General features: G+C 53.9%; 21 protein-coding genes. 8 read left to right on the forward strand and 13 right to left on the reverse strand.

Features of this window, described 5'->3' with window-relative positions:
• Positions 1-75: 75 nt before the first annotated feature.
• The gene (locus tag AU11_RS00005) at positions 76-498 is read left to right on the forward strand and encodes a hypothetical protein (RefSeq protein WP_043315426.1); all 423 of its coding nucleotides are present in this window, start codon (positions 76-78) and stop codon (positions 496-498) included.
• 15 nt (positions 499-513) lie between these two features.
• Here the strand turns inward: AU11_RS00005 and AU11_RS00010 are convergent, their stop codons facing one another.
• On the reverse strand, positions 514-1,476 hold the full coding sequence (locus AU11_RS00010; protein WP_081847844.1) for an IS110 family transposase: 963 nt from the start codon (positions 1,474-1,476) through the stop codon (positions 514-516).
• Positions 1,477-1,886: 410 nt separating this feature from the next.
• On the opposite strand from AU11_RS00010, the gene AU11_RS00015 reads away from it, so the two are divergent.
• The 6 genes from AU11_RS00015 (at position 1,887) to AU11_RS00030 (ending at position 7,436) form a co-directional block, all read left to right on the forward strand.
• The gene (locus AU11_RS00015; protein ID WP_043315428.1) at positions 1,887-3,443 is read left to right on the forward strand and encodes an IS1182 family transposase; all 1,557 of its coding nucleotides are present in this window, start codon (positions 1,887-1,889) and stop codon (positions 3,441-3,443) included.
• Between the two features lie 178 nt (positions 3,444-3,621).
• Complete coding sequence (locus tag AU11_RS00020) at positions 3,622-3,963, forward strand: DUF6508 domain-containing protein (protein WP_156035048.1); 342 nt, start codon at positions 3,622-3,624, stop codon at positions 3,961-3,963.
• A gap of 122 nt (positions 3,964-4,085) precedes the next feature.
• Entirely contained in the window at positions 4,086-4,493 is a 408-nt protein-coding gene (locus AU11_RS00025) for a hypothetical protein (protein WP_043315432.1), read from the forward strand.
• A gap of 129 nt (positions 4,494-4,622) precedes the next feature.
• Complete coding sequence (locus AU11_RS18200; RefSeq protein ID WP_156035050.1) at positions 4,623-5,102, forward strand: hypothetical protein; 480 nt, start codon at positions 4,623-4,625, stop codon at positions 5,100-5,102.
• A 182-nt stretch (positions 5,103-5,284) separates the two neighbouring features.
• A complete protein-coding gene (locus AU11_RS17920) occupies positions 5,285-5,683 on the forward strand; it encodes a GFA family protein (protein ID WP_081847845.1) in 399 nt (132 codons plus the stop codon).
• A gap of 196 nt (positions 5,684-5,879) precedes the next feature.
• Positions 5,880-7,436 carry an IS1182 family transposase gene (locus AU11_RS00030; protein ID WP_043315428.1) on the forward strand — a complete coding sequence of 519 codons (1,557 nt, stop codon included), beginning with the start codon at positions 5,880-5,882 and terminating at the stop codon, positions 7,434-7,436.
• Positions 7,437-7,684: 248 nt separating this feature from the next.
• Here AU11_RS00030 and AU11_RS00035 read toward each other — a convergent pair whose 3' ends face one another.
• The 10 genes from AU11_RS00035 to AU11_RS00080 all read right to left on the reverse strand — a co-directional run bounded on the left by AU11_RS00035 (position 7,685) and on the right by AU11_RS00080 (position 21,634).
• Positions 7,685-9,091: a hypothetical protein gene (locus tag AU11_RS00035; RefSeq protein WP_043315434.1), complete on the reverse strand. Its 1,407-nt coding sequence runs from the start codon at positions 9,089-9,091 to the stop codon at positions 7,685-7,687.
• An 806-nt stretch (positions 9,092-9,897) separates the two neighbouring features.
• Positions 9,898-10,956, reverse strand: a complete 1,059-nt coding sequence (locus AU11_RS00040) for a linear amide C-N hydrolase (RefSeq protein WP_043315436.1) — start codon at positions 10,954-10,956, stop codon at positions 9,898-9,900.
• 114 nt (positions 10,957-11,070) lie between these two features.
• Positions 11,071-11,751, reverse strand: coding sequence for a zinc metallopeptidase (locus AU11_RS00045; protein ID WP_043315439.1), 681 nt, complete (start codon positions 11,749-11,751; stop codon positions 11,071-11,073).
• Positions 11,752-11,845: 94 nt separating this feature from the next.
• Positions 11,846-12,322 carry a YcxB family protein gene (locus AU11_RS00050; RefSeq protein WP_043315441.1) on the reverse strand — a complete coding sequence of 159 codons (477 nt, stop codon included), beginning with the start codon at positions 12,320-12,322 and terminating at the stop codon, positions 11,846-11,848.
• Positions 12,323-12,415: 93 nt separating this feature from the next.
• Positions 12,416-12,979: an NlpC/P60 family protein gene (locus AU11_RS00055; RefSeq protein WP_043315443.1), complete on the reverse strand. Its 564-nt coding sequence runs from the start codon at positions 12,977-12,979 to the stop codon at positions 12,416-12,418.
• Positions 12,980-13,292: 313 nt separating this feature from the next.
• Positions 13,293-13,865: a hypothetical protein gene (locus tag AU11_RS00060; RefSeq protein ID WP_043315446.1), complete on the reverse strand. Its 573-nt coding sequence runs from the start codon at positions 13,863-13,865 to the stop codon at positions 13,293-13,295.
• Between the two features lie 258 nt (positions 13,866-14,123).
• Entirely contained in the window at positions 14,124-15,413 is a 1,290-nt protein-coding gene (locus AU11_RS00065; RefSeq protein ID WP_043315448.1) for a ribonucleotide-diphosphate reductase subunit beta, read from the reverse strand.
• Between the two features lie 232 nt (positions 15,414-15,645).
• Positions 15,646-18,588 carry a ribonucleoside-diphosphate reductase subunit alpha gene (locus tag AU11_RS00070; RefSeq protein WP_043315450.1) on the reverse strand — a complete coding sequence of 981 codons (2,943 nt, stop codon included), beginning with the start codon at positions 18,586-18,588 and terminating at the stop codon, positions 15,646-15,648.
• A 916-nt stretch (positions 18,589-19,504) separates the two neighbouring features.
• Positions 19,505-20,419 carry an ornithine carbamoyltransferase gene (argF, locus tag AU11_RS00075; RefSeq protein WP_043315452.1) on the reverse strand — a complete coding sequence of 305 codons (915 nt, stop codon included), beginning with the start codon at positions 20,417-20,419 and terminating at the stop codon, positions 19,505-19,507.
• 27 nt (positions 20,420-20,446) lie between these two features.
• The gene (locus AU11_RS00080; protein ID WP_197023730.1) at positions 20,447-21,634 is read right to left on the reverse strand and encodes an aspartate aminotransferase family protein; all 1,188 of its coding nucleotides are present in this window, start codon (positions 21,632-21,634) and stop codon (positions 20,447-20,449) included.
• A 324-nt stretch (positions 21,635-21,958) separates the two neighbouring features.
• On the opposite strand from AU11_RS00080, the gene grxD reads away from it, so the two are divergent.
• Positions 21,959-22,291, forward strand: coding sequence for a Grx4 family monothiol glutaredoxin (gene grxD, locus AU11_RS00085; RefSeq protein WP_043315455.1), 333 nt, complete (start codon positions 21,959-21,961; stop codon positions 22,289-22,291).
• 80 nt (positions 22,292-22,371) lie between these two features.
• Here the strand turns inward: grxD and bfr are convergent, their stop codons facing one another.
• Positions 22,372-22,854 (reverse strand): bacterioferritin, encoded by a 483-nt coding sequence (gene bfr, locus AU11_RS00090; protein ID WP_043315457.1) that lies wholly within the window; start codon positions 22,852-22,854, stop codon positions 22,372-22,374.
• 293 nt (positions 22,855-23,147) lie between these two features.
• Entirely contained in the window at positions 23,148-24,464 is a 1,317-nt protein-coding gene (locus tag AU11_RS00095; RefSeq protein WP_051686809.1) for a DUF2254 domain-containing protein, read from the reverse strand.
• Between the last annotated feature and the right edge of the window lie 84 nt (positions 24,465-24,548).

Raw genomic sequence — 24,548 nt, forward strand, 5'->3', positions numbered from 1 at the left:
TTCGCTCCCATTTTTGCGCAAAACGCGCATAAGGTAATCCGCCCCTGCCGTGGGCGTTAGGCCCATGAGCAATCTATGAATCGGAACTTTAAAATCGTTGATGGAATATATCTTGTGCTGGAAGGGTACGAGCTTGATTTGCACAATAACTTCGATTTCACGAATCTGGATTATTCTGTTGAGTACCGAAAGTTAGTATTGAATTGGCAGCGCTCAAATGGAGATTGGGTCAGCCCAGATACTCCAAAGGCATTAGCCGTTGAGTTCAAAGAAGTAAGTGAGTTCCGTTTCATGCCTCGGGATTCAGAAGTACCCTTTACCGAAGATGACTGTGTTAACTCGTTTGGCTATTGGGTAGATGAAGATTGGGCTGATGGTATCATTATGGTCGAGCCAAACCAAACGGCTGAGCCTCACTGGCTTACTGCAGTAGATTTTATGTCTGGTGCAGTTTTAGCTGTCCAGGCTGAGAGAGCCAGTGCTAAAGTCACGGCCTAACAAGCGACTGTGATGTCAAGCTGCCAACTTGAGGTCGCTTTCTCCCCAGTAAGTTCCGTCTCTCACCATGGCATTTAGTATTACGATCATCTTCCGCATGCAGGCCGTGAGGGCGACTTTTTTATGTTTGCCCTGGTTCACGAGCCGTTTATAAAACTCTCGGATCATCGGATTGTGAATCGTCGATGAAAGGGTCGCCATATAGAGAATCGTTCGAACAGATGCTCTGCCACCTCTTATTCGACGCTTCCCCCTGAGTGATCCGCTGTCTCTATTAAATGGTGCTACGCCGACGAGTGCTGCGATCTCCTTGGGGCTCAGGTTACCCAGCTCCGGCAGTTCCGCTATTAGCGTAGTAGCCAGTAATTTGCCTACCCCAGGAACCGATTCGAGCTGCTCGCGCTTGGCGCGCCAAAGCTCCTCCGCTTTAATTGCTTTATCGAGCTTTTCGTCGATTCTCTCAGTTTCCTTTTCGAGGAATTTAATGTGGCGGCGGTAATCAGCTTGGAGGCACTTCGGCATTATCTTGCCTCTGTTCTTCTCCATCGTTCGCATCGTCATAAGCTGCCGCCGCCTAACCAGTAAGTCTTTGATTTGACGCTGAATTTTTGACTCCGGAGGCATCACCTCTGGCTGCATTACCGCACCAAATTCGGCAATCAGCTTGGCATCGACTTTATCGGTTTTGGCGAGGATGCCGGCAGCTCCTGCATAGCGTCGGACCTTTAAAGGGTTGACTATGACGACGGGAATACCGGCCTCAGCCAACTGCTCGTAAAATAAGCGCTCATACCGGCCAGTCGCTTCTAGCACGACCCTTTCGACCTTGAACCGGCGTATCGCCTTGATCCATTTATTGATCTCGGTTTTGGTGTTATCAATCTGCCAATACCGGTCTCGCTCGTGGATGTAGATATCAAGAAAAGCCTTTCCAATATCTGCACCGACGTTTACCCCTTTTGTAGCTATTTCGCGCATTGTGAGATCATCCCATCCTTGCTACATTCGGGCTCATGAGGCCCATTCGACTGTTCGGGTTATACATAGGGTCGGTGTGGCGCTACACGCTTGTTAACGGGCTAGGTAGAACCTGCTCCTGCCAGGCATCGAGCTGCCACACCGGTAACTTGTGGAGGCAAGTTACGGCCTCACTTTATCGAAGATATGGGGAATTTGACCATACAAGGCCAAGCAGTTTGCTCCGGGCCTACGGCCCTCCGCGGGACGTCCAACGCTATGCACCTTTTGTGCTGGCCGCTGCGCGTCCGTTTTCGCACAAAAGGTGCATAGCATTGGCCGCCCCTGTTGTCGGCGTTCAGGCTGTAGAAAAACTCTAAAAACCTAGTAGATTTTGATAAAATCTGCGGGCCCGGTTCCGAGATCCCGTCATGCCCAACTTCAAGCCCTATAATTACAGCCAGGACACAATGGTTGTAATCAATTTCGAAGATCAATTGCAGCCGAATACCTTCGAGTACACGCTGCATCACCTGATCGATAACCGTATCAATCTTTCCGCTTTCTACGACAAGTACAAGAATGAAGGTGGTGGGCGGTCTGCATACGATCCGGCTATTCTCTTGAAGATTATCCTGTTCGCTTACTCCAAAGGCATCACGTCTAGCCGGGAGATCCAATGGCAGTGTGAGCATAATATACTGTTCAAAGCTCTGTCCTGTGACAGCGTGCCGCACTTCACCAGCATTGCCAGCTTTGTCAGTAGTTATCCCGATGCCATACAGTCTGTCTTTGAGCAGGTGCTGATGGTTTGCGACCAGGAAGGTCTTTTGGGTAATGAACTCTTTGCCATTGATGGCTGCAAGATGTCGTCGAATGCCAGCAAGTCACACTCTGGAACTTTTAAAGAGCTCGAGCAAAAGCAGGCGAAGATCCGCAAGAAGATCCGTCATTGTCTCTCAGAGCATAAGAAGCTGGATGGAAGGAAGCCCGCCGAACGGGAGCGAAAGCAGCGTCTCGAGCAGGCGCAGAAGACCTTGGAGAAGCACTTTGAAAAGATCGACAACTTCCTAAAGACGCAAGCCCCAAGGATGGGGCAGGGCAAGAAACCGAAAGAAGTAAAAAGTAACATCACCGACAACGAGTCGGCCAAGATGAAGACTAGTAAAGGCACCATCCAGGGCTATAACGGAATTGCGGCGGTCGACAAGAAACATCAGATTGTCGTGGAGGCGCAAGCCTTCGGGGAAGGGCAGGAAGCGCATACCTTAAAGCCGATTCTTGACGGCATTAACACGCGTTATCGGAACGCAGGTATCGCCGAGGATATTCTTTCGGACCAGGTCATTGTTACCGCAGATACCGGATTCTCAAGTGAATCTAATAACGAGATGCTGAGAAGTGAAGGTGTCAATGCCTTCATTCCCGACAACCAGTTCCGTTCCCGCGACAAGGCGTTTGCCAAGCAAAAAGAAAAACACGGTAAGCGTCACCAAGATACGGTAAAGGGCGTTAAGCAGGTTCTGCCCGCTAGCGAGTTCAGACTCAATAAAAGAAGTAAGACCTGTATCTGCCCCGCCGGCAATGAAATGTTGCTCTACCGAGATGAGCGCGTCAGCGAGGGGAAGCAAAAACTTCACTTTGAAGGGCGACTCACAGACTGTCGACACTGCCCGCTAAAAAGCCAATGTATGCGCAATCCCGAATCGGCGGATACCCGGGATGGCCACGGACGACAAGTCTCTTTTACTTGGACGAATGGTAAAACAGCAACGGACTGGATGAAAAGACGGGTCGATAGCGTGGAAGGCAAGACAATTTACAGTCATCGCATGTCGGTGGTCGAGCCAGTCTTCGGTAATATTGGCACAAACAAGCGACTGAGTCGCTTCTCGTTGCGTGGAAAACACAAGGTGCAGGGACAGTGGCAGATGTTCTGCTTGGTGCATAATATCGAAAAGTTGATGCGATACGGCGCAGTACATTAATTCCTAGGGGCTTCTGCATTAATTTTGGGGCGATATGGTGAAAATACGCGCATGCGTGAGTAAGTGAAATTAGTGTGGTTAAATGGCGGTCAGTATGTAAACGAGAAAAGAGCCTTGAGGCGACGACTGCTGGGAGTTGTTTTTCTACAGGCTCGTTATGCAAAGGAATGCTGAGATAATGAAAATTGAGGAAATATGGAAATTGTTGTTGAGCTATCAAACAGCAGTTTCAGTGGTTCATGAGATCTCTCGTAGTGATGGATACCCTATTTATCCGGAAGAAATTTCAAATTTCATGAAATTGTTAGAGTCTCCCCCTTGGGTTGCATATGAATATCAGCCAAAAGAAATTAGCGGGATTCTAGCGTCAATAGAAAACGCAAACACAAAAGAGATTAAGTGGGCCTTAACTGCCGCGGCAAGGTCTGAAAGGTTTTGTGATGGATCTTGGGAGCAAATTCTTAAAAATAGGAGTCTGGATCCAGTCCTTGAAAGGCTTCAAGAGCTGCACCATGCATAACAATCAGCGGCAGAGCGACAGCCAACGCTACGCACATTTTGTGTTACTCGCTGACGCTCAAACATTAACACAAAATGCGCTCCGCGATGGCTGCGCCTGCGCTGGGCGTTATGCGATAGGACATGATTAACTCAATTTGGCCAAAGAAACTATTAAGCCCAAAAATTGATCTCGGACAATCTATTAATGATGGTATCCAGATTATTTCGAAACTGGAATCTCCAGTCGAAGAGAGTTCTGATAGTGAAATCTCGTATCGTGTAAATACTGATAAATTTGATATCGCAATTTATGAGAAAAGTGGTGTAATTTCTTCGGTTTGGCACAACGATCCAATTGGTAGGCTTTGGGCTAAAGGAAAGGCAAGAAAGTTAAAACTATACCTTGCAAGATACGGAAACCTAGGGGATTGGGAGCTGAGGTTGAGTAACGGAATTATGGCTCACTACTTCAATGAAAAGCTCGGTATTGTACTGGTCTACGGCGTCCACAAAGACGTAATTCGCGTGAACCTCACCCGGCACGCATAACAAGCAGCGGCAGAGCGACAGCCAACGCTACGCACCTTTTTTGTTACTCGCTGGCGCTCAAACATTAACAAAAAGGTGCTCCGCGCTGGCTGCGCCTGCGCTGGGCGTTAAGTCCAGAAAGTCAAAATCATGGGATATACGTTGCTTGATCAATTTATGATTGATTATTTTGATGAAAACGAAGTAGAGCTTCCGGATATGCTGATTCCTGGAGAAGTTCTCGATCATAGAGCAAGAGAACAAGCTGGTGATAGCTATCCATTTACCGGAATTCAAGAGCGAGGAGGCTGTTACTTCATATTTGATAGCTACTTCTTTTCATCATTTGCAAGCGTAAACCCAATATATGTCGGAAGATCAGGCGAGCTTAATAATAGGCTAAGAACTCACTGGTGTTCCAAAGAGAGTGTCATTGGTGAGTATTTCAAAAGACATTTTGATTCTGGATTACTCGATGTAAACGAGAGGCTGGACTCAGGAGAGTCAGTCACTGTTCGTCCATCAGCACCTACATGTATTGCAGTATGGTTCTTAGCCGGCGAGCGTGATCGAATGTTATTCGAGCACGAATTAATATATAAATTTGAACCACTAATGAACAAAGATTAGCCATTTTCGGACTTAACAAACGCAGGCAGTTTGCTCCGGCCCTACGGGCCTCCACGGGACGCCCAACGCTATGCACATTATGTGCGGGTCGCTGCGCTCCCAGTTTCGCACAAAATGTGCATAGCATTGGTCGCCCCTGCTGCGGGCGTTATGTGCCAGAGCACTGAAGGAACATTATTTGTATGAAAGGAAGCTGTTTGTGTGGTCAGGTTCAGTATCAAATAGAAAAGCTAGAAAGCCCAATTCAACACTGCTCCTGCAAAACCTGTAGAAAGGCACATTCAGCTGCATTTAATACAGCTGCTGCAGTTTCAAAGAAGAATTTTAAGTGGGAAAAGGGTGAGGATAAAATTTCAGGTTATGAATCTTCGCCTGGAAAAGTTCGGTACTTTTGCTCAAATTGTGGATCTCAGCTAATCGCTGAGAAAGAAGGTAGTCCAAATTACGTTCTTCGTGTGGCTACGTTAGATGATGATCCTGGGGTTAAAGCCGAGTTTGGTATCTGGAAATCTCATGAGGTTTCTTGGTTGGAGTACGGTGAGCATATTCACGCGCACCCAGAGTGGCAGCCAGGCCGGTAGCCCGTAGCACATAACAAACAGCGGCAGAGCGACAGCCAACGCTACGCACCTTTTGTGTTACTCGCTGTCGCTCAAACATTAACACAAAATGCGCTCCGCGCTGGCTGCGCCTGCGCTGGGCGTTCAGGCTGTAGAAAAACTCTAAAAACCTAGTAGATTTTGATAAAATCTGCGGGCCCGGTTCCGAGATCCCGTCATGCCCAACTTCAAGCCCTATAATTACAGCCAGGACACAATGGTTGTAATCAATTTCGAAGATCAATTGCAGCCGAATACCTTCGAGTACACGCTGCATCACCTGATCGATAACCGTATCAATCTTTCCGCTTTCTACGACAAGTACAAGAATGAAGGTGGTGGGCGGTCTGCATACGATCCGGCTATTCTCTTGAAGATTATCCTGTTCGCTTACTCCAAAGGCATCACGTCTAGCCGGGAGATCCAATGGCAGTGTGAGCATAATATACTGTTCAAAGCTCTGTCCTGTGACAGCGTGCCGCACTTCACCAGCATTGCCAGCTTTGTCAGTAGTTATCCCGATGCCATACAGTCTGTCTTTGAGCAGGTGCTGATGGTTTGCGACCAGGAAGGTCTTTTGGGTAATGAACTCTTTGCCATTGATGGCTGCAAGATGTCGTCGAATGCCAGCAAGTCACACTCTGGAACTTTTAAAGAGCTCGAGCAAAAGCAGGCGAAGATCCGCAAGAAGATCCGTCATTGTCTCTCCGAGCATAAGAAGCTGGATGGAAGGAAGCCCGCCGAACGGGAGCGAAAGCAGCGGCTCGAGCAGGCGCAGAAGACCTTGGAGAAGCACTTTGAAAAGATCGACAACTTCCTAAAGACGCAAGCCCCAAGGATGGGGCAGGGCAAGAAACCGAAAGAAGTAAAAAGTAACATCACCGACAACGAGTCGGCCAAGATGAAGACTAGTAAAGGCACCATCCAGGGCTATAACGGAATTGCGGCGGTCGACAAGAAACATCAGATTGTCGTGGAGGCGCAAGCCTTCGGGGAAGGGCAGGAAGCGCATACCTTAAAGCCGATTCTTGACGGCATTAACACGCGTTATCGGAACGCAGGTATCGCCGAGGATATTCTTTCGGACCAGGTCATTGTTACCGCAGATACCGGATTCTCAAGTGAATCTAATAACGAGATGCTGAGAAGTGAAGGTGTCAATGCCTTCATTCCCGACAACCAGTTCCGTTCCCGCGACAAGGCGTTTGCCAAGCAAAAAGAAAAACACGGTAAGCGTCACCAAGATACGGTAAAGGGCGTTAAGCAGGTTCTGCCCGCTAGCGAGTTCAGACTCAATAAAAGAAGTAAGACCTGTATCTGCCCCGCCGGCAATGAAATGTTGCTCTACCGAGATGAGCGCGTCAGCGAGGGGAAGCAAAAACTTCACTTTGAAGGGCGACTCACAGACTGTCGACACTGCCCGCTAAAAAGCCAATGTATGCGCAATCCCGAATCGGCGGATACCCGGGATGGCCACGGACGACAAGTCTCTTTTACTTGGACGAATGGTAAAACAGCAACGGACTGGATGAAAAGACGGGTCGATAGCGTGGAAGGCAAGACAATTTACAGTCATCGCATGTCGGTGGTCGAGCCAGTCTTCGGTAATATTGGCACAAACAAGCGACTGAGTCGCTTCTCGTTGCGTGGAAAACACAAGGTGCAGGGGCAGTGGCAGATGTTCTGTTTGGTGCATAATATCGAAAAGTTGATGCGATACGGCGCAGTACATTAATTCCTAGGGGCTTCTGCATTAATTTTGGGGCGATATGGTGAAAATACGCGCATGCGTGAGTAAGTGAAATTAGTGTGGTTAAATGGCAGTCAGTATGTATACGAGAAAAGAGCCTTGAAGCGACGACTGCCGGGAGTTGTTTTTCTACAGGCTCGTTATGGCATGTGAGGCAATTTGAACTTTTTCATTTTCTGGTCAATAGTCTAGTATCAAGTTTAAACCGCGACATTGATTTTCCTCCTGCCAACTTACCCACTCTTCATTGACGAAATTTCAGTGGATTCACGTTTGATATCCTCAAATACAGCGTCAATGACCAAATCTATCCCTGACAAATATGAGGTCCAGGTGTTCTCAGCGGGAATGTCAATTTCGAGTTTACCTATTCCGTTAAGTAATATTTTGTTCGGTGGCCAGCAATCATCGAACCAACCACACCCGTCTGCCAAGTCAGTCCAGCCTTTGGTTAGATACAGTTGAATTCCTGAAACGGGCAATTTGGGGTAGAAACCTTCCGCGCGGAATCGTAGTTTATCGCCAACCTGGCTTCCTACAATTACAAGGTTTTGTGGGGTGAGGTGTTTAAATTGACTTGCCGCGATAATACCTGCAGAAAAGGTGTTAGGCCCTACGATCAGGTATATGCGGCCATTTTCCTGTGTGGCATCGGCTATGGTTCGGACAATTGGGAGGACTTTCGTGTAGTCACCTCCACGGTTAAAGCGGAAATCCACGATGTAATGTTGAGCCTGCGACTTAGTACCAAGCTCTAAAATTCGCTGCTCAAATTCATCGAGAGTTTCTGTTTTGTCGGCAAAGCTCGCATTCATTCGAACGTAGATTGCATCGTGCTCAGGCAGCTCGCGTAGCAGATACAGCTTGTCGCTTTCCTGGAGGTATAGGGGGAGGTGATCACCTTTGCGTAGTACGGATGTCCAGCCTTTGGTGGCGAAGCTTTCATCTTCGGGAAATGCGTTTCGGAATTCCCAGAAGGGGTCGCCGGGCTTGGTTTCGTTCTCAGCTGTGAGTTGTACGCGCGATTCGACGTTATCGGGGCTCAATGTGCGTATTTCTACGGATCCTTTGGTTACTGTAGCGCCGATTAATGACAGTGCGCTGGGTGCAGAATAGAGAAACTCACTGCGATACTTCCGCCAGCTCTCGGTGCCACCACCGGTGAGAACCATTGTGCTGGGTAGTAGTTCTTCCGGGGTTTTTCCGCCGAGGGATAGCACGCGTTGCCCGAGTAAGGCGCTGTGGTCCGCGCGTGCTTTTACGATGATGAGCCCGTCAGAGGTCCAGTGAAAGCGTACCGGAAGCCGGTGCATTTTCGTGGTCAGTGCGGTGGTGTGGGCGTTCTCGAAGACAGAGAGGGCCTGTAATACAAGTAAGGTGAGGTCATCTTCCGACTGCGGCGCGGGGGCGGACTCTACGATCTGATTGAACTCTGCGGCCTGCTCTGGGGTGATGTCTTTTTCGTTGGCGAGGACGACTTGCTTGAAGTACTCCAGATCTGAGGCCAGTGACCCAGGGGATTCAACTTGCGGTATTTGTGGCTTTTCGAGCATCTGAAGTCCGCCAGCGGAAAAGAACAGTCCGGCGAGTAACAGGTTGAAGAGTACATAACCGATGACGATTTTTTTAAGGGTGCGCATAGTTTTCCATTTCCTTCGGCGCTGGTGGTGAGGCATTCTGCTGCTCAACTTTTTTAACCGTTGATTGGAGCCATTCCATAAATAGCGAGAGTCGTTTCGACAGCTGACGATGGGTCGGGTAGAGCAGTGATACTGGCATCGGTTCAGCAGGTTATTCGGTGAGAACGGGTATCAGCGCTCCGCTGTTTAGGTGTTCCACAATACCGATCTTTGGTAGCTGTGCAATACCCAGGCCAGCCAATCAATTGGCGAGATACCGGCCTGTGGTATTGACTGCAAGTGCGCTGGGCATGGGTTGCTGGTAAACCTCTCCACTTTCCGGTATTCGAATGTTGCCGGTCGATTACCAATTTTTTTCGAATAATCAATGAGTTAATACTGCTGGAGATCATGGAGAGTCTGTGGAATACCATGGCGGAAAATCAGTTCCCGTCTGTTAGGACACTTACACGAACCAGCCATCCTAGTAGAAGGGGCAGCACCACCGTAGAAGCGAAGCGGCTCGGCATATCCACTCGCAGGATTTCGTGAACGTCTGATTCCTGAGGTGGGAACTGGCTCTGTAGGGCCTCCAGTTCAGCGAGAATTGCCTGACATTAATGGTATCGGAGTTGATATGTGTATCAGCGACAGTCTTCTGGCTAGGCTGGTTTCAGTGTTGACGAGCTTAGGAGAAACAGGTGGGTAGATCGGCACTGATTACCAGCGGGACTCGTGGCCTTGGTGGTCAGTGATTCAGCGGATTTGGTGACCGGGCAGCGCGTGTAAGTCTCGGGTGGAATGTTTCTGTTGCCGGTTTCGTGCATTCAAAAGGGAGGCTTGCTGGCCGCGTGAAACTTGTCGCTCACATCACCTGACAGCGCTATGTTGTCCGGGTCTAGCAGCATAACCGGTGAGCCGGGGGCCAGTTCGAAGTTGTTCAGATCCGCCCAGATAACATTTGGGCTGGTGGTCAGTTCAAAGAAGTACCGTCGGTCGGTCAGATTGATTGCCGTGCGGTACTCGGTGTTATAAATACCGAATCCCTTGTAGGGGGCCCCGAAGGGAACCGAGACATTGCGTGCGATGGCGAGGATTGCGGCAATGGCCTCTCGTTCATTGGCTGGCTTTGGCAATATTGCGGAATAGTAGCTGGCGCGCTGGAAACGATCGACGGGATTTACATTTCCTGGCAGCGGCGTGTCACTGCTGGGGTTGGAGTAGTCCTGTTTTTTCAGCAGCGCCAGTTGCTCGTCATAGGTCGGATCGTTGGTCATCACCCGATACTGCTTGCCGTGATGAACCAGCAGTTTGCCGTCGATAAATTCAAGCACCGCGGAGTCGCCACTGGCATCTTCGATCGCCAGGTGCACCGTGGCTTTGTGTCCCTGGGCTTCCGTCATCACGATCTGGATCTGTTCCATCAGCGCCAGTGCTTCCTCGACGCTGGCCGCGTTATCTAGCAAATATTGCAACCAGAGTCCGGCCTGTACACCCGGACGCTTGGGGTCCCGTGGTCCGAAGTCGGTGGCATTGAGGTACAGCAGGTGACCACTCAGGCCTTTCTCATTCAGGCCGTCCGCGGTGCCAATGCCATAGATCGTCGTCACCAAACTGCCGTATTTTGAGGTCCACTGGGCTGGGTTGTCTTTTACCGTCACAGTATCTCCGGTGCGGCCACCATCACGCGCCATTCCCCGAGGCAACACCGTCAAAACCGGCTCGGTCGACTCCGGCCAGTCCATTGTGCGGCCAACAACCACGGCCAGGCCGTTGTCATTCCAGAGCACTCGGGTGCAGGCTTCGGTGGGCTGTGTCAGGGTCGCGAAGATCAGGGCCGAGAACAGCAGGCTGTAACATACAGGTAGGAGTTTCAGGTTCAGCATCGACGGTACCTCTTTGGGTGAAGTGTAGTAAACGTCGGTACTGTTTTCTGGGTCCTCGCGGTTAATAGAGCAAGAAGGAATGGGATAGTCGCCAGCAACGAATCCCCGGCTGAGCTAGCGAATAAATCGTACCCAGCGCCAAAGGCGCAATATGTCCAGCAGAGCCCCCGCCACATAGGTGAAGGCACAGGCTTTCAGTACGCTGTGGGCTTTGCCCATCAGGTGCGCCGGCAGGTAGCCTTCCCGCAATATGGGCAGGGCCTTATTGAAGCTCGCATCGTACTCTTCCGGCAGTATCGCCACGTACATCAATACTGAAGCCAGCATGGTGATCACCGCGATCACACCTATCCACAGAAAGACGACCAGTGATTTGATCAGCAGTGTAAGAATAGGGGCGGCGATCAGGATGGTGCCGCCGATCTTCTGGATCTGCCCGGCCCGACCCAGGTATTTGTCCCGCAGCTTGGAGATGGGCTCCTCGCGGCAGAACTGCATCGCATGGCCGACCTCATGAGCGGCCACCGCCACTGCCGTTACCGATTTGCCGTGGTACACATCCGGGCTGAGGGCCACAACCCTCTCCGACGGCGAGTAGTAGTTCTGATCCTTGCCGGCCTCAATGACCTTTACTCCCTCGAGTTGAAATCGCTCGATCAGGTGTTCGGCCAATTCCGCGCCGGAGCCCGGCATATCTCCGACCTCAGTGGAGTGTCGCCATAACACATAGCGCACCCATAGTTGCGGGCCCGCGATCAGAGCGGTGATGGCTAGAGTGGCAAGTATGTATGGCATTCGGCGCGATTCAGTAGATGTTAAGCCTGGTCGCCAGAAGGTAGCTCCTACATGGCTGTTTTTGCAATGCTTCTAACGCTGGAGCGAATTCGTATTAACTCTTGGATCTGGCGACAATCTCACCGATCAGATCTTCAGTAAACAAGGATTTGGACAAGTAGTGCCTGCCACCGGATTTCGCCGCAATGATCAACCCCAAATCTGTCTCAATGACATCCTCGATATCTGACCATGGCAGTGCAGTCTGTGTGTGCTCGCTCTGAGTCGTTATCCCGCGTTCGTCGACAATGACGGTCACTTCACTACCCGCGCTTTTGCCCCACATCTGCCGCGCCAGCCACCAGGCGCGTCGGAAGCGGATATGCAGAAGCTCCAGAATCGCAAAAGCGATGAGCATATAGCCCAATACCCGGGGCTGATCGGTAAAAATCAGTGATCCTGCACCTGCAGCCAGCATCAGGGCCGGGAACAGGTAGTTGGGCTTGGCACCTTTTCCATAGGGGAGGGACTGATCAAAACATTCGGCCAGGTAATCCCTTGATAGGGTGAATTGTTTTTTGAAAGGCTGCATGCAGAAAAGTGTTCTTTGTATGCCGAGGTGGGGGATTATTGTACAGGCAGGCGACGTGATTTCCGATAGGGGCCAATACGTTGCCGTGCGCGATCAGGGGTCATCATCGAATTCGAGTGCCAGCCTGCGCGCCCGCCAGTAGCGATTTTTCCAGTAGTAATCCTGCATGTGCGAGATGGTGACGCCTTTGGACACGGAGGCGTGCAAAAACTTGCCATTCTCGATGTAGATCCCCACGTGTCGTCCCCTGCGGCCCGTCCTGAAGAATACCAGGTCGCCCGGGCGCAACTGGCCCTGATTGATGGCCTCTCCAGCCATCGCCTGATACCGGGTAGTGCGCGGCAGTTCAATCCCCATATGGTCGCGGTAGATAAGGTAGACCAGTGCCGAGCAGTCGATCCCACGCCTGCTCATGCCCCCCAATCGATAAGGGATACCCTTCCACTCCTGATGCTGCTGGTACAGGCTTTCCGTGAGCAAATCAGTCGGTGAGGGGGTAGGCTTGGACTTGGATGGTTTCGCGGGCTGCAGGCGTTCGTTGGCGGGGTTATGTGAGGTGCTGGCGGTGTCTTCCGACGACGTCTGATCGGGGGCCATACTGCAACCGGCCATTGTGAGGATCGTAAGGGAATAGGGCAGCAGTAGTCTTCTTTTCATTGGGGTACATCGATGCCATCACAGCAAACCGCGTCCGCGAGTCGACGGGCGAGGTTGGTTTTGAGGATGGCACAATGGTACCGGTGCTAGCTGAATCGGTGCTGAACCGCGCAGCCTGATGGAAATTTGAGGGGCTGCAGTTCCTGCCAGACTGCATGCCTTTTCTGTTTGTTTTTGAACTGTATATCAAGTGGAGTGGCGCCGGAGGTAGTAGCGGGCGCATAGCAGTGGGTCGACGATAAGGGGTTAGGGCAATAGGAGGTCTCAAGATAAAGACGGTTTCGGTGTTAATACATTATACTGAACACTGCTTTCATCGAAGTCTTTCTGCAGTAGCCCGAATTATTTCAAGCTGTTTTTCTTTGGTGAGAGTAAGGCTCTTGGGAGTGCCGTCATCGAAGGTCGACGACACCTCGTACGCCGCTATATTCCCTGTGGATTGCAGCAATTCATACGCTTTCTTGTCGTCTGTCACACTCAGGTCCAGCGTCCTCGCGCGTAACCTCGATGTTTTCATATTGGCCAATCGATATCGTCCATCCTGTTCTCGCTCCAGATAGACCAAGAATTCCTGATCAAATTTCAGGGGGAAGCTGCAGTACGCTCGTTGCTGAACAACCTCTATCTTTTGATGAGCGTGAATGCCACCTTTAAATGGTTCGATAACGTGAAAAATATAATGCCTTTCGCCTTCCATTTCGTCATCCGATAACGCGCTTGTTCTGGACTCCATCAGGAAGCCATGGAACACCACATCGGCCGACGTTATCTCTGCCTCTTCCAGGGTTAACCCCTCCTCAATCAATTTCCATGGAACGATAGGGCTGCACGCATTGGCGTTCGATGCGATTAATAACAATAGGGTGGCGATAAAATAACGAATCATTATTGGCTCAAAGGGCGCGTAATGGATTTGCTCGGCGCCAATACCCTCTCTTAATTCTTCCTGCTTTTTCTGCTATCCCTGACCAGATATGACTTCCCTGGCCCTCGCTTTAACTCAAACAGATCAATGGCTCGGAGCAAGTTACCTGTGCACCTAGAATAAAAAAAGCGGGCTTTCGCCCGCTTCAATACCTCTCATCCTGTGAGCGACTCTTTCTTGTAGTAAATCCTTTTCTACAGTCGATGTGTTCTCAGTGCGTTACCACTGCAGCGCACCACCGGTCTGGTATTCGATAACCCGCGTTTCGAAGAAGTTCTTCTCCTTGCGCAGGTCCATGATCTCGGACATCCACGGGAAGGGGTTCTGGGCGCCCGGGAATTGTTCTTTCAGGCCCAGTTGTGATAGGCGACGGTTGGCGATGAAGTGGAGATATTCCTCCATCATGGCCGCGTTCATGCCGAGTACGCCGCGGGGCATGGTGTCGCGGGCGTAGGCCACTTCCAGTTCCATACCTTCCAGGATCATCTGGGTGACTTCCTGCTGGAACTTTTCGGTCCACAGGTGCGGGTTTTCCAGTTTGATCTGGTTGATGACGTCGATGCCGAAGTTCAGGTGCATGGACTCGTCGCGCAGGATGTACTGGAACTGCTCGGCAACGCCGGTCATCTTGTTGCGGCGGCCCATGGACAGGATCTGGGTGAAACCGCAGTAGAAGAAGATGCCTTCGGTCACCGCGTAGAAGGCGATCAGGTTGCGCAGCAGTTCCTGGTCGGTTTCTGCGGTGCCGGTCTTGAAGTTGGGGTCGCTGATGGAGCCGGTGTGCGCGAGGCTCCAGGCGGCTTTCTTGGCGACGCTGGGTACTTCGCGGTACATGTTGAAGACTTCGCCTTCGTCCATGCCCAGAGACTCTACACAGTACTGGTAGGCGTGGGTGTGGATGGCTTCTTCAAAGGACTGACGCAGAATGTACTGGCGGCATTCGGGGTTGGTGATGTGGCGGTAGATGGCCAGCACCAGGTTGTTGGCTACCAGAGAGTCGGCGGTGGAGAAGTAACCCAGAGAGTATTCCACGATGCGACGCTCGTCCTCGGTCAGACCGTTGGGGTCTTTCCACATGGACACGTCTTTGTTCATGTTTACTTCCTGCGGCATCCAGTGGTTGGCACAGCCGTCGAGGTATTTTTGCCAGGCCCAGTCGTACTTGAACGGTACCAGCTGGTTCAGGTCGGCGCGGCAGTTGATGATGCGCTTTTCGTCTACCTGGATACGAGCAGCGCCCATTTCCAGTTCTTCGAGGCCCGGGGCCGGATCCAGGTCATTTACGGCGGCGCGCGCGGCTTCTACGGCAGAAGAGGGCGCTGCGGTGGACGTGGAATTGGCTTGGGCCGCGGTCGATGCCGGGGCACTGCTGGCGCTCTCTACCTGGTAGTTAGCGCTGGGTTCGGTGACTGCCTGCTGCTCGGATTGCAGTGCACCCGGCACCGGTTGCGGTTCGGCTTTCTTGGGCTCTGGCTTGGCTTGTGTGTCGATATCGTCCCAGCTCAGCATGACTTCCCCTTATCTTTTTCCGTGCGATGCCCCATTGGTAATGGGGCATCCAAAGTATGTTTCGTGTGCGACCTGCACCCGGCCCGGGTTTGACTCTTTTGTTGAGTTTTTGCCCGATGCCGGGGCGGCGCTTATGGTCTTGGTTGCGTGGAGGCCGCTGCTGCCAGCGGCTCCACGCGGTGCTCTCCCCCGAGAGTCTTTTTAGCTTGTAACGTCAGCTTGTAACCAGCGCTTACTGGCAGGCTTCGCAGTCCGGGTCGTCCAGGGAGCAGGCTGCGGGTACGGCTGCTGGTGCTGGCTCTGCCTGTGGCGCTGCCGGTGCGGCGCTGGCAGCGGAGGCGCCGCCGGCGCTTACTGCGTTCAGGGTGCCACTGTTCACGGTGGATTTTTCCGTGGTGGTGGCGGCCAGTGCGCGCAGGTAGTAGGTGGTCTTCAGACCGCGGTACCAGGCCATGCGGTAGGTCAGGTCCAGCTTCTTGCCGTTGGCGCCGGCGATGTAGAGGTTCAGGGACTGGGCCTGATCGATCCACTTCTGACGGCGGCTGGCGGCGTCCACGATCCAGCGCGGCTCTACTTCAAACGCGGTGGCGTATTTGGCTTTCAGATCGGCCGGTACGCGGTCGATCTTTTGCACGGAACCTTCGTAGTACTTGAGATCGTTGACCATCACCTTGTCCCACAGGCCGCGGGCTTTCAGGTCGTGTACCAGGTAGGGGTTCACTACGGTGAATTCGCCAGACAGGTTCGACTTCACGTACAGGTTCTGGTACGTGGGCTCGATGGACTGGGATACGCCGGTAATGTTGGCGATGGTGGCGGTCGGGGCGATGGCCATCACGTTGGAGTTACGCATGCCCTGGCTCGCGACTTTTTCGCGCACCAGATCCCAGTTCAGGGTGCTGCTGGTGTCCTGGTCGATAAACTGCTCGCCGCGGTTCTTGGCCAGGATTTCAATGGAGTCGATCGGCAGGATGCCCTGGCTCCACAGAGAGCCCTCGTAGCTGCCATAGGTACCGCGCTCTGCCGCCAGGTCACTGGAGGTGGAGATGGCGTAGTAGCTGATCGCTTCCATGGTGGTGTCGGCGAAGGCGACGGCTTCATCACTGGAGTAGGAGATACCGGCCTTGTACAGCGCGTCCTGGAAGCCCATCAGGCCCAGGCCCACCGGGCGGTGACGCATGTTGGACTGGCGCGCGGTTTCCACGGAGTAGTAGTTGATGTCGATAACGTTATCGAGCATGCGCACGGCGGTCTTCACGGTGCTTTCCAGCTTACCCATGTCGAGGGTGCCGTCTTCAGCGATGTGCTGGGACAGGTTTACGGAGCCCAGGTTACATACCGCGATCTCGTCGTTGGCCTTGGTGTTCAGGGTGATCTCGGTGCACAGGTTGGAACTGTGTACCACACCGGCGTGCTGCTGCGGGCTGCGCAGGTTACAGGCGTCCTTGAAGGTGATCCAGGGGTGGCCGGTTTCAAACAGCATGCCCAGCATCTTGCGCCACAGGTCCACCGCGCGCACTTTCTTGTGCAGCTTCAGTTTGCCTTCGGCCACCAGTTGCTCGTAGTGGTTGTAACGCTCTTCAAACTTGTCACCGAACAGGTCGTGCAGGTCCGGGGTATCCGCCGGGGAGAAGAGGGTCCACTCCTTGTCTTCGAATACGCGCTTCATGAACAGGTCCGGTACCCAGTTGGCGGTGTTCATGTCGTGGGTACGGCGACGGTCGTCACCGGTGTTCTTGCGCAGCTCAAGGAATTCTTCGATGTCCAGGTGCCAGGTTTCCAGGTACGCGCACACGGCGCCCTTGCGCTTACCGCCCTGGTTGACTGCCACTGCGGTGTCGTTGGCCACTTTCAGGAAGGGCACAACACCCTGGGATTTGCCGTTGGTGCCTTTGATGTAGGAACCGAGAGAGCGCACTGGCGTCCAGTCGTTACCCAGGCCGCCTGCCCACTTGGACAGCATGGCGTTGTCCTGGATGGCACCATAGATGCCGTGCAGGTCGTCTGGCACGGTGGTCAGATAGCAGGAGGACAGCTGCGGACGCAGGGTACCGGCGTTGAACAGCGTCGGGGTGGAGCTCATGTAGTCGAAGGAGCTCAGCAGTTCGTAGAACTCGATGGCGCGCTCGTTCGGCTTGTCTTCATTGATGGCGAGGCCCATGGCAACGCGCATGAAGAACAGCTGCGGCAGTTCGAAACGCACTTCGTTGGAGTGCAGGAAGTAGCGGTCGTACAGGGTCTGCAAGCCGAGGTAGGTGAACTGGTGATCGCACTCGGGCTTGATCGCATCGCCGAGTTTTTCCAGGTCGAAGTTGGCCAGCGCCGGGTCCAGCAGTTCCAGCTCGATACCTTTGGCCACGTAGGCGGCCAGGGCAGGCTTGTACAGGCTTTCCATTTCTTTCTGGGTGGCGGACTCGGCCACGTCCAGGAAACGCAGGGCTTCACTGCGCAGTTTGTCCAGCAGCAGGAAAGCGGTAGCGTAGGTGTAGTTGGGCTCTTGCTCAACCAGAGTGCGCGCGGTGATCACCAGTGCGGTATTGATGTCAGTTTCGGAAACGCCGTCGTAGAGGTTTTTCAGCGCTTCGTTCAGGATCAGGCCGGCGTCCACATCGGTCAGGCCTTCGCAGGCTTCGCTGACGATGGTGCGCAGACGCTCCATGTCCAGCGGGACCAGTGAACCGTCTTCCATCTTTACGCGGATACTCGGATGGGTATCGGTGGACTGGGCCACAGCGGTGGCTTTTTCTTTCTCTTTTTCAGCGCGTAGGCGGGCGTGCTCTTCGCGATAGAGAACGTAGTCGCGAGCGATCTTGTGCTCGCCGGCGCGCATCAGTTCCAGCTCGACCTGGTCCTGAATCTCTTCGATATGGATGGTGCCGCCGGAAGGCATACGGCGCTTGAAGGTGGCGCTGATCTGGGCAACCAGGTCGGCCACGCGCTCGTGGATGCGGCTGGAGGCTGCAGCGGTACCGCCTTCGACGGCGAGGAATGCTTTGGTAACAGCGACGGAGATTTTGCTGTCGGCGTAGGGCACCACGGTGCCGTTGCGCTTGATGACGCGAATCTGACCGGGGGCGGTGGCAGCCAGTGAGGTGTTGCTGCTGGCCTGGTCTGTTACCGAATCCTTGGTAGTGCCATTTGGCACAGACTGGGAACGCCCTGTCTCTGTGTGCATGAATTTCTCCGTAAGTTTTCGTGCGTGTCGGGGTCGACTGCCTGGGTTTTTGCTCTGATTCTTCAGTGTGTCGGCTTGTGGCCTTAAATTTTCTCGCGATCGATCTTTCGCCACTCAGCACAGTTTTTATGCGAATCGTAATGATTCCACAGGCACAAGTAGCGGCGGCGAAGCCGTGGCTTCGCTCGGATAACTCTTGTGGGGTACTGCTTTGATACTGCGTTTGGCTTGGGCGTTTGCTCCAGGCGTCACTTTCGCGCTGAAGGAGCGAAAAGTGGATAACCTGCCAAGCCAGCTAGTTGATGCGATAGAGTACAGACACTATATGTTGTGGTTGATCTGCTGGCGCAGAAAGTCACATTGCGCCATTTTCCCCGATGTCGCCTAGGCTACATCTGGGGGCTGCCAAGTGCTTAAACCCAATATATTGGGGTCCGATCTCGAATGAGCAACAAGATAATGCGGTTGGGGGGGTAATTCAAGGCGGATAACTACGGAGTTACTTGTGGATAATTTGTGGGTAGACGGTGCGAGGTTGAATTCTATTCCCCGGCAGCGCCCGCCATTACTGGCTGGGTATAAAAAGTAAACAGTGGATGGCGTGCTATCCACAATTTAAGAATATTTTTTAATAGTAAACCCGTCTCAAATTAAGCCCGGCAATAACAATTCCCAGTTGTGTATTCCCTGATCAAACCGGCACCAGTAGGTCGATTTGGGCGTCAGGCCATTTTCGATCATGTGGGGAATTATTGCTGTTGGGTTACAGCGCGATTGTGCGCCGTTGCTGTGGCATGTGAGGTTGGACAGCGTGCAGCCTGTGGACAAGTTGCGTTCTTTTGTCCTTGTCAGAGGAAGTGGCGCCAGCCTCTCGGGGCTGAGAGGCTGGCGCTCAACGGTGGAGGGGCTGAGGGAGTCAGTTGCTGTTGTCCAGCAGGAATTCCATCAGCGCCTTCTGCGCGTGCAGGCGGTTTTCCGCCTCGTCCCAGACCACGGAGATTTTCTCATCTTCCAGCAGTTCGCCGCTGACTTCCTCGCCGCGGTGTGCGGGGAGGCAGTGCATAAAGATGGCGTCCTGGTTGGCATGGCTCATCAGCTCGTGGTCCACCAGATAACCGTCGAAGGCTTTGAGGCGGATCTGCTGTTCGGTCTCCTGGCCCATGGAGGCCCACACATCGGTGGCAACCCAATCGGCACCGGTGACCGCCTCTTTCGGGGTACGCACGACTTTTACCCGGTCTTTGGCACGGGCGAGGATGGTCTCGTCCGGGTCATAGCCCTCCGGGCAGGCGATGCGCAGTTCAAAGTCGTACATCAGCGCGGCGTTGATATAGGAGTGGCACATATTGTTGCCATCACCCACCCAGGCCACAGCCTTGCCTTCCGGGCTGCCGCGGTGCTCCACATAGGTCTGCAGGTCCGCCAGCAACTGGCAGGGGTGGTAGCTGTCGGACAGGGCGTTGATGACCGGCACCTTACTGTATTCTGCGAAGCGCTCCAGCACGTTGTGTCCGAAGGTGCGGATCATCACCATGTCCACCATGCGTGAGATAACCCGCGCGCTGTCTTCGATGGGCTCGCCGCGGCCCAGCTGGGTATCGCGGGGGGACAGAAACAGGGCGCTGCCGCCCATCTGTGCCATGCCGGCCTCGAAGGAAACCCGGGTGCGGGTGGACGATTTTTCAAAAATCATTCCCAGCACCTTGTTGCGAAACGGCTCGCTGGCGATGCCCTGGTTGCGCAGGGCCTTGAGTTCGATGGCGCGCTCAATGACTGCGCGCAGCTCTTCCCGGCTCAGGTCGGGCAGGGTGAGAAAGTGTCTGACTGCCATATTGATATCCTCTTAATTCCGTTGTCGTCAGGCGGCCTGTTGCGCGAAGTCCCGTACCAGTGCGGCGACACTGGTGGCGATCTGCTGGCATTCCGCATCGTTCAGGGTGAGCGGCGGCAACAGGCGCACCACATTGCCTGCGGTGACGTTGATCAGTAATCCCTGTGTGCGGGCCAGTTCTACGAGCTCGGCGCATGGGCGATCCAGTTCGATGCCGATCAGCAGGCCGAGGCCGCGGATGTCCCGGACGTGGGCGCAGCCAGCCAGCTCGGATTTGAGCTGATCCAGCAGTTGTGTGCCGAGGCTCGCTGCCTTTTCTATCAGCCACTCGCTTTCCAGAGTGTCCAGTACCGCGAGCCCAGCGCGGCACGCCAGGGGGTTGCCACCAAAGGTGGAACCGTGGGCGCCGGCGGTAAACAGTTCGGCCGCCTTGCCGCGAGCCAGGCAGGCGCCAATGGGGACGCCGTTGCCAAGACCCTTGGCGGTGGTGACCACGTCCGGCAGCAGGCCGTCGCTGTGCTGGTAGGCAAACAGCTTGCCACTGCGGCCGTTGGCAGTCTGGATTTCATCCAGCATCAGCAGCCAGTCCCGGTTGTCGCACAGTGCGCGCAGGCGCGGCAGGTAGTCACTATCGGGAATGCGGATGCCGCCTTCACCCTGTACCGGCTCCACCAGAATGGCCACGATGTCGTCGTGCGCATTGGCCAGTGCTTCAATGGCTGCCACATCGTTATAGGGCACCCGCAAAAAACCTTCCGGTAGTGGGGCAAACCCTTGCTGCACCTTGGGGTTGCCGGTGGCGGTCAGGGTGGCCAGGGTGCGCCCGTGAAATGCGCCTTCGGTCACCACGATCTTCGGGCAGGCGAGGCCGCGCTCGTTGCCGAGTTTGCGCGCCAGCTTGATGGCTGCCTCGTTGGCTTCGGCACCGGAATTGGAGAAGAACACGTTCTCCATTCCAGACAGCGTCACCAGCTTATCGGCCAGTTGCTCCTGGGGCGGAATGTTGTACAGGTTCGACACATGCAGCAGGGTATTGGCCTGCTCCTGGATCGCCAGGGTAATTGCCGGGTGGCAGTGGCCGAGGCCGCACACGGCGATCCCGGAGAGGGCGTCGAGATATCGTCGGCCATTATCGTCCCACACGTAGTTACCTTCACCTCTGACCAGGGTCAGGGTTCTGTTACCGTAGTTCTGCATCAGTGCGGGAGTAGCCACCGTATATCTCCTCTGTGGGTGGGTCTCTGTTGTTGGGCATTTCTATGGAAAGAGGGAGGCCCAAAGCAAAAGGGAAACCGCAGAAAATACGCCTTCGGCGTATCTTGACCGCAATTTCCCCGGGGAACCGGCAATACTAGCACAGCCATGGCCCGGAGCCAGCAGCCCGTGCCCACTCGTGGGCAATTGCGGGGCTTCCGTGGGAATCGGGTTGGAATCGGGTACAATGCGCGCTTTCTGTTACGGTTAGATGCCCGCGGTGCCGGGTCACTCTACTATCCACCGAATTACCAACCGACTTTCAAGCCGAGGTTAGCTTCCACTATGGATACTCTGGAAAACATCAAAAAGCAGATCGCCGACAACGACATTCTGCTTTATATGAAAGGCAGCCCCAACGCCCCGCAGTGCGGCTTCTCCATGCGTGCCTCCCAGGCTGTGATGGCCTGTGGCAAGCGTTTTGCCTATGTGGACGTGCTGTCCAACCCGGATATCCGTCAGGAATTGCCGAAATACGCCAACTGGCCGACCTTCCCGCAGTTGTGGGTCAAGCAGGAACTGGTCGGTGGCTGCGACATCATTATGGAAATGCATGAGAGCGGCGAGCTGAAGACCCTGATCGAGGAGGCGGCGAAGGACGCGGAGCAGGGCGAGTAAGTGCTGCTGAGTTTCTGAGTGAAAACTCGGGCACAAAAAAACCGCGAGATTTCGCGGTTTTTTTGTGCCCGGGCGGAGCGTTATTCCTCGGAGGCGGAGACCATCTGCGTCTGCAGGTAATTCTGCAGGCCGACCTTGTCGATCAGGCTCAGCTGAGTTTCCAGCCAGTCCACATGCTCTTCCTCGGAATCAAGGATACGTTGCAGTAACTCGCGGCTGCCGTAATCGCGAACCGATTCACAGTAGGCAATGCCATCGCGCAGATCGGGAATGGCTTTCTGCTCCAGCTTCAGGTCGCACTTCAGCATTTCTTCGGTGTTTTCACCAATCAGCAGCTTGCCCAGATGCTGCAGGTTTGGAATACCTTCCAGAAACAGAATCCGCTCGATCAGCCAATCGGCATGCTTCATTTCGTCGATGGACTCGTGGTATTCCTTGTCGGCCAGTTCTTTCAGCCCCCAGTCCTTGAACATGCGGGAGTGCAGAAAATACTGGTTGATGGCAATCAGCTCATTTCCCAGTGCCTTGTTCAAATGTTCGATGACTTTGGGATCGCCTTTCATGGTGTTCTCCTTGAGCCGGGTCGCAATGTCCTGTGGCGGCAATTATTTATCGAAAACGTGGGCGCTGACTTTCTGAAACGATGGTGAAAGGAGACGGAAATAATCTGTCCTTCACCATCAAGATTGTAGAGTCCGCAGCGCAAGATTGTGTGGAGTTTGCGTTGCAGAAATGGACAAGTCAAGCGTGGAATGTCGGCGAACGTGCAGGAAAAAAGCCAGAAAATTAACGGGAAAAAGGCCGAAAAGTACACTGAGAACGATTGCTGTTTAGATTGTTTGGGTCGCGCGCGGGCTTATTTGAGTTCGCTGCGCATTCTTGCCAGCTGTTTTTGAATCGCGGCGACATCAAATTTATCGTTGAGGCTGATTTCGCAATCTTCCTGCAGCCGTTGGATCAGATTATTCAGCGCCTGCCGATCTTCCCGGCGCGAACAGATCTCAGCAAGCTCAATCAATGCGCTGCACAGATGCCGCATGACCACGCCGCTGTCCCGGCCATATTCGCGGATCTCATCCAGGGCCGCTGCCAGCACATCGGCAAAGCTGAGTTCCGTGGTGATCAGACGCAGCTGTTCACGATCGTCGTAAAAACAGTTGGGTAGCGCGGGGCGCTGCAAAATGATGCCAATACCGTCAACCAGGCGGTCAATACAGGTGTATGCCGTAAAGGGGTCGTTGATCCCCGGGGATAGGGCGCGTACTGCGATTTGCGCCAGTTGCCGGATGGAGAAAATGACATCCTGCTCGGCAGTGGGCTGGGCACCGAGGGTCACGGCACCGCGAATGGCTTCGGCGATAGCCTGGCTGTCGATATCCCGCGGCGGGTTGTAGATGGTGGCGACGCAGCCCCAGTGATAAAGAAACGCGCCCGGGTGAATTTCCAGGCGTACGGTGCACTGGTTTTCACATGCCCACGCGATCAGTCCGCGGGTGTCGATGCGCTGGATATAGCCTTCTTTATTTGCGCGTACCCGCAGGCGGTCCTCTCCCAGTTTGAGATCCCGTAAATCTTGTCTGCAGGATCGTGAGTCGCGACAGTCTTCGGCAGGGTAAATGGATTCGAGGGCGCTGCGGAATTCCCGGTTGATCTGAAAGGTGATGTTGTCGATCTGGATCGATTGCGCGACGTTGTGAATGAAATAAATCAGATAGGCGATGCAGGCCAGTGCCATCAGCAGGGCAAAACTGACGGCGAGGGTATGGTGGTGTCTCGGACCACTGGCATCAATGCCGCGCATGACCAGCAACGCATAGACGAAGGTCGACAGGAAGATGCCCAGGGATACCTGGGTGCCTCGGTCGCGAATGAAATTGCGTACCAGGCGGGGGCCAAACTGGTTGGATGCAAGGGTCAGGGCCACGGTGGTGATGGAGAAGACGGTACCGGCCACGGTGATCGTGGAGCCGGCAACGGCGGAGAGCAGCGCGCGGGCGCTGTCGGGGTCGCGCAGCTGCAGCCATCCCAGCCCCGGTAGTTGCTCGACGTTCCAGTGTTGGTCAACCGCGAGAAATCCCTGGGCGAGCAGTATCGCAGCGGCCATCATGATGGCCGGAATTACCCAGAAGCTGGCGCGCAGTCGCTCGGCAAGGTGCAGTAATTGTTGTTTCATCGGCCCGCACGGACTCCTGGCACGGTTAAAGCAGTGTGGCAGTGCTTTTAAGCCTAGGTCAGAGGGCGCAAGTGGGGGGCGTGG

It is taken from the genome of Microbulbifer sp. HZ11 (assembly GCF_000708675.1).
In the GTDB taxonomy this organism is placed as follows: Bacteria; Pseudomonadota; Gammaproteobacteria; order Pseudomonadales; family Cellvibrionaceae; genus Microbulbifer.

Coding starts and splice junctions, on each gene's coding strand:
- AU11_RS18200 (WP_156035050.1), top strand. CDS start 4,623: ATGGGATATACGTTGCTTGATCAATTTATGATTGATTATTTTGATGAA.
- AU11_RS17920 (WP_081847845.1), top strand. CDS start 5,285: ATGAAAGGAAGCTGTTTGTGTGGTCAGGTTCAGTATCAAATAGAAAAG.
- bfr (WP_043315457.1), bottom strand. CDS start 22,854: ATGAAAGGCGATCCCAAAGTCATCGAACATTTGAACAAGGCACTGGGA.
- AU11_RS00010 (WP_081847844.1), bottom strand. CDS start 1,476: ATGCGCGAAATAGCTACAAAAGGGGTAAACGTCGGTGCAGATATTGGA.
- AU11_RS00035 (WP_043315434.1), bottom strand. CDS start 9,091: ATGCGCACCCTTAAAAAAATCGTCATCGGTTATGTACTCTTCAACCTG.
- AU11_RS00040 (WP_043315436.1), bottom strand. CDS start 10,956: ATGCTGAACCTGAAACTCCTACCTGTATGTTACAGCCTGCTGTTCTCG.
- AU11_RS00030 (WP_043315428.1), top strand. CDS start 5,880: ATGCCCAACTTCAAGCCCTATAATTACAGCCAGGACACAATGGTTGTA.
- AU11_RS00095 (WP_051686809.1), bottom strand. CDS start 24,464: ATGAAACAACAATTACTGCACCTTGCCGAGCGACTGCGCGCCAGCTTC.
- AU11_RS00025 (WP_043315432.1), top strand. CDS start 4,086: ATGATTAACTCAATTTGGCCAAAGAAACTATTAAGCCCAAAAATTGAT.
- AU11_RS00065 (WP_043315448.1), bottom strand. CDS start 15,413: ATGCTGAGCTGGGACGATATCGACACACAAGCCAAGCCAGAGCCCAAG.
- AU11_RS00050 (WP_043315441.1), bottom strand. CDS start 12,322: ATGCAGCCTTTCAAAAAACAATTCACCCTATCAAGGGATTACCTGGCC.
- AU11_RS00015 (WP_043315428.1), top strand. CDS start 1,887: ATGCCCAACTTCAAGCCCTATAATTACAGCCAGGACACAATGGTTGTA.
- AU11_RS00055 (WP_043315443.1), bottom strand. CDS start 12,979: ATGAAAAGAAGACTACTGCTGCCCTATTCCCTTACGATCCTCACAATG.
- AU11_RS00045 (WP_043315439.1), bottom strand. CDS start 11,751: ATGCCATACATACTTGCCACTCTAGCCATCACCGCTCTGATCGCGGGC.
- AU11_RS00060 (WP_043315446.1), bottom strand. CDS start 13,865: ATGATTCGTTATTTTATCGCCACCCTATTGTTATTAATCGCATCGAAC.
- grxD (WP_043315455.1), top strand. CDS start 21,959: ATGGATACTCTGGAAAACATCAAAAAGCAGATCGCCGACAACGACATT.
- argF (WP_043315452.1), bottom strand. CDS start 20,419: ATGGCAGTCAGACACTTTCTCACCCTGCCCGACCTGAGCCGGGAAGAG.
- AU11_RS00070 (WP_043315450.1), bottom strand. CDS start 18,588: ATGCACACAGAGACAGGGCGTTCCCAGTCTGTGCCAAATGGCACTACC.
- AU11_RS00020 (WP_156035048.1), top strand. CDS start 3,622: ATGAAAATTGAGGAAATATGGAAATTGTTGTTGAGCTATCAAACAGCA.
- AU11_RS00005 (WP_043315426.1), top strand. CDS start 76: ATGAATCGGAACTTTAAAATCGTTGATGGAATATATCTTGTGCTGGAA.